This window comes from Bradyrhizobium sp. (assembly GCF_028868675.1).
GTDB lineage: Bacteria > Pseudomonadota > Alphaproteobacteria > Rhizobiales > Xanthobacteraceae > Bradyrhizobium.
In genome coordinates, this window is the sequence record NZ_JAGWUA010000278.1 from 1 (window position 1) to 4,909 (window position 4,909).

The window sequence follows — 4,909 nt, forward strand, 5'->3', positions numbered from 1 at the left end:
ATTTGCATAAGCCTCCAAGCTCGCAAATATCTCAGGATCGAGGTAGATGTGTTTCGGCGTGGAATAAGGACCCCGTATTCGGGGTGATCGGCATCCAATCGGGACCCCGGGGCAAGGGTCCACAGTGGCTTCCATTGAGTCATGGAAGCCGAGGTTGGGATGCTGGTGGTGGAGACGATTGCCAAGATCCGTCGCGCCTATTTTGTTGATGGTCGCCCGATCAAGGCGATCTGCCGAGAACTCGGCGTGTCGCGGAAGGTGGTCCGCAAGGTTATCCGTTCTCAAGCAACCGAGTTCCGGTACGAACGCGAGACGCAGCCGCTCCCGAAGATGGGGCCGTGGAGTTCCGAGCTTGACCGGCTGCTGGCGGCAAATGAGAGCAAGGCGGCGCGGGAACGGCTGACGCTGATCCGGTTGTTCGAAGAGCTTCGCGGCCTGGGCTATGCCGGCGGCTATGACGCGGTTCGTCGCTACGCGCGACGCTGGAGCCGGGAGCGCGGCGCCTCGACAGCATCAGCCTATGTGCCGCTGAGCTTTGCGCCAGGGGAGGCCTATCAGTTCGACTGGAGCCACGAGGTGGTGCTGTTGAGCGGCACCACGGTGATGGTGAAGGTCGCCCACGTCCGGCTCTGCCACAGCCGCATGCTGTTCGTGCGGGCCTATCCGCGAGAGACGCAGGAGATGGTGTTCGACGCCCATGATCGGGCGTTCGCGCTGTTCAAGGGCACCTGCAGCCGCGGCATCTACGACAATATGAAGACCGCGGTGGAGACCATCTTCGTCGGCAAGGATCGCCTCTACAATCGCCGCTTTCTGCAGATGTGTAGCCATTACCTGGTCGATCCGGTTGCCTGCACGCCGGCCTCGGGCTGGGAGAAGGGCCAGGTCGAGAACCAGGTCGGGCTGGTCCGGGAGCGCTTCTTCACCCCTCGGCTACGGTTCAAGGCGCTGGACGAGTTGAACGCCTGGTTGCTCGATAAATGCATCGCCTACGCCAAGGCTCATCGCCATCCAGAGCTGGCCGATCAGACGATCTGGGAGGTGTTCGAAGCCGAACGTCCCAAGCTCGTTCCCTATGCCGGCCGCTTCGACGGCTTCCATGCGGTGACAGCGGCGGTCTCGAAGACCTGTTTGGTGCGCTTCGACAACAACAAATACTCGGTCGCAGCCAGCGCGGTCGGGCGCCCGGTCGAGGTCCAGGCTTATGCCGACCGCATCGTGATCCGCCAGGATGGGCGCATCGTCGCAGAGCATCCGCGATCCTTCGGACGTGGCGAGACGACCTACGATCCCTGGCACTATGTGCCGGTGCTTGCTCGCAAACCCGGCGCCTTACGCAATGGCGCTCCCTTCAAGGACTGGGTGCTGCCGGCAGCGATCGAGCGGATCCGGCGCAGGCTCGCAACCACCGACGATGGCAATCGGCAGATGGTCGACATCCTCAACGCCGTGCTGACCGATGGTCTGCCGGCGGTGGAAGCCGCCTGTGCCGAAGCGCTCGGCCACGGCGTCCACTCCGCCGATGTCGTGATCAACATCCTGGCCCGGCAACGCGAACCCGCGCCACCGGCAAACATCATGACGCCGGCGGCGCTAACGCTTCGCCATGCGCCGATCGCCGATTGTTCCCGCTACGACAACCTCCGGAGGACCAGCTGATGGAACGAACTCAAATCTTCGACCTCATGGGAGAGCTCAAGCTCTACGGCATGAAGGCCGCCTTCGACGAGATCATGGCGACCGCGATCAAACGCCAGCACGAACCCCAGCGCATCGTCGGCGACCTGCTCAACGCCGAGATCAACGAGAAGCAGGCCCGGTCGATCAAGTACCAGCTCACCATTGCCAAGCTGCCGCTTGCCAAGGATATCGCCGACTTCCAGTTCGACGGAACGCCGATCAACCAGACGCTCGTCAATGATCTCGCTGGCGGCGGCTTCATCGCTCAGCAGCGCAACGTCGTCCTGGTCGGCGGTACCGGAACCGGCAAGACCCATCTTGCCATAGCCATCGCAAGAAGCTGCATCCGCGGCGGCGCCCGCGGCCGCTTCTACAATGTGGTCGACCTCGTCAACCGCCTCGAGGCCGAGACCCGCAGCGGACGTCAGGGCCGGCTTGCCGAGCATCTGACCCGGATGGACTTCATCGTCCTGGACGAACTCGGCTATCTGCCTTTTGCCCAGTCCGGTGGCCAGCTTCTGTTCCACCTCGTCAGCCGGCTCTATGAGCGCGCCTCCGTGATCGTCACGACCAACCTTGCCTTCGGCGAGTGGCCCAGTGTGTTCGGCGACGCCAAGATGACCACCGCGCTGCTCGACCGATTGACCCACCACTGTGACATCGTCGAGACCGGCAACGACAGTTGGCGATTCAAAAGCCGAGACGACGATCACATCACCCGCGCTCGGCTCGCCTCCGCTATCCCGGCCAGCTCCGACGAGCCGAGCGCTACCAGCAGAACGCGCCGATCAAAGGGGGTCCTTTTGGATGCCGATCGGGGGTCCCAGTCCAACGCCGATTGACAGACGGGAAAGCCGTCCACACGGCGAAGGTGGGCAGTGAGTACAACTTGCAAGCAGGAGATGGACAACTTGTCCGACACGGTGAATACCGAGTTTGTTCTCGACATGCAGCGCAAGCTGTATCGGTGGAGTGCTGCGGACCCCGACAAGAGGTACGCAGATCTGTTCAACATCGTATGTGATCGTCGAACGTTGCTTCGCGCTTGGGAACGGCTGGCCCGTAACAGGGGTAGCAATACACCGGGCACGGATCGCGTGACGCGCAAGGTGGTCGAAGAGCATCCCGATGGGGTCGCAGGGTTTCTGGAGGACATCCGGCAAGAACTGCGACAAGGAATCTACTGGCCTCAACCTGTCCGGCAAAGGCTCATCCCGAAGCCGGGCAAACCGGGAAAATTCCGCCCGTTGGGCATTCCTACGCTCAAAGACCGACTGGTCCAAATGGCACTCAAGCTGGTGCTGGAGCCGATCTTCGAGGCGGATTTCTATCCGACCTCGTACGGCTTCCGGCCCGGCCGAAGCACGCATGACGCACTGGCAAGAGTGCGTCACAGATTGAACCCGACATCTGCCGGTCCCTCACGGAGCCGGTATGTGATCGAGGGCGATATCAAGGGCTGCTTCGACGCCATCGATCATCACGTGCTGATGGATCGGGTTCGACGCCGCATTCAGGACCGCAAGGTCTTGCGGCTCGTCCTCGCCTTCCTGAAAGCCGACATCATGATCGAAGGCAATCTTCGGCATCCAGTAACCGGCACCCCGCAAGGGGGGATCATCTCGCCACTGTTGGCCAATGTTTATCTGACGGCCATCGAGGAGAGATACAAGCGCTGGATTCCCAATCCACGTGATAAGACCCGCGAGCGGGGGCAACAGCGCCTGCAAGCCGACTACAAGCGTGGTCGGCCGGGCTTTTACGTGGTGCGCTACGCGGACGACTTCGTCGTCCTCGTGCAGGGAACACTTCAGGATGCCGAACAAGAGCGCCTGGCGTTAGCGCAATTCCTCAAAGAAGAATTGCGTATGGAATTGTCGATGGAGAAGACCAAGATCACCGATGTCCGGGAAGGCTTTGACTTCCTCGGTTATCGGGTCGCACAAGAGAAACTGCGTTCGACCGGACGCTGTGTCGGCATGCTCTTCATCCCGAAGAACAAGTCGCAGCTGTTGCGCGACAAGATCAAGGCCAAAGTGCGGGGGAAGCCTACTGGCTTCACCCTCGCCGACCTCATTGACGATCTCAATCCAGTCATCATCGGTTGGCGTAATTACTACCGCTATGCCTCACGGTCATGGAGGGAGTTCGCCAAAAACGATTGGTGGATGTATTGGCGCCTCAAGTCCTGGCTCGGCAAGAAGCACGACAAAGCATCTCGAAGGAAGCTGCGTCGTATCTATACTAAGTCGGGAGGGAAAAGCAGCGGATGGCACATGGGCGAAAAGAAGCTCGCTCGGTTTGCTGATGCCAAGCGGCTGCTGTACCCGGATCGGGGCCTCCGCATACCGAACGGATGGAATGCCACCTCGGACGAGTGGTTCCAGAAAGGAGCTGACAAGTTCTGGGAGGCGACCCACGCCCTCGCTTCACTGTGAGGGCCGCCCGTGGCTGATGCCACGCATGGAGAGCCGGATGCGGGGAAACTCGCACGTCCGGTTCGGAGCGGGGGATGAAGAAACCTGCCTCGGCAACGGGGCAAGGCGCTTCATCCCTACTCTACTGACCAACCCGGCCTGCACTCTTCCTCTCGCTTGGTGCTGCCTCCGCGCCCACGGCGGGTTACGAAGCGGTCGAGCGAAGCCGCAAACACCGCGTCAGGGATGGAGCCCGAAGGGGCGAAGACCCGGCGCAAGCCGGGGCTTCGGCGGAGCCGACAGCCCGGTCCCGCAGGGAGACGCCCAGTACGAGGCTCAGTTGAGTACCGTACCTGCCGAGCGTGCGGCCTGGTCATGTAGGCAAAAGCTAGATCAATTAGCTGACAGGCGATTCACGGCCTTTCCGCAAACGCACGCCGGCATCAGCGCTCACGTTAGCTCGACGTCCTCGCGAGTCTTGGTCTGCGCGTCGAAGATTCTGATTCTAAGCATAGGAAAACGCTTCTTCAGCTCTTCCGCGCCCATCCTGGCTCCGTCCCTGGTCTCAAATTCGGCCTTGATTCGACCATCGACTTCGAGCGCATAACCTGAGGCCGGCAATTCACGGGCAGCAGCAACCATTCTATAGCCTTCGCAGTGAGCAGGTGACGGCAATTGCTTAGCGTGAGTCGCACAAAGCGCGCCAGCTTACCCTGGTGCTGACTCGGCGCGTCAGTCGTCGAGGCTTTGGTTTGCTCTATGAAGGCATGTTCAAGGATGTGCGTTCGCATCATCCAAATAGTCGGTCGGGT

Annotated in this window: 3 protein-coding genes and 1 pseudogene; 3 read left to right on the top strand and 1 reads right to left on the bottom strand. The window is 61.1% G+C overall.

Annotation, left to right across the window (positions count from 1 at the left end):
• Positions 1 to 159: 159 nt before the first annotated feature.
• From istA to ltrA, 3 genes and pseudogenes are all read left to right on the top strand, one after another.
• Positions 160 to 1,650: pseudogene (istA, locus tag KGM94_RS23480) on the top strand (IS21 family transposase); the annotation flags it as partial.
• 8 nt (positions 1,651 to 1,658) lie between these two features.
• Positions 1,659 to 2,522 carry an IS21-like element helper ATPase IstB gene (gene istB, locus KGM94_RS23485; RefSeq protein WP_366526270.1) on the top strand — a complete coding sequence of 288 codons (864 nt, stop codon included), beginning with the start codon at positions 1,659 to 1,661 and terminating at the stop codon, positions 2,520 to 2,522.
• A 69-nt stretch (positions 2,523 to 2,591) separates the two neighbouring features.
• Entirely contained in the window at positions 2,592 to 4,118 is a 1,527-nt protein-coding gene (ltrA, locus tag KGM94_RS23490; protein WP_300264597.1) for a group II intron reverse transcriptase/maturase, read from the top strand.
• A gap of 429 nt (positions 4,119 to 4,547) precedes the next feature.
• Here the strand turns inward: ltrA and KGM94_RS23495 are convergent, their stop codons facing one another.
• Complete coding sequence (locus KGM94_RS23495; protein ID WP_300264599.1) at positions 4,548 to 4,739, bottom strand: hypothetical protein; 192 nt, start codon at positions 4,737 to 4,739, stop codon at positions 4,548 to 4,550.
• Positions 4,740 to 4,909 lie beyond the last annotated feature (170 nt).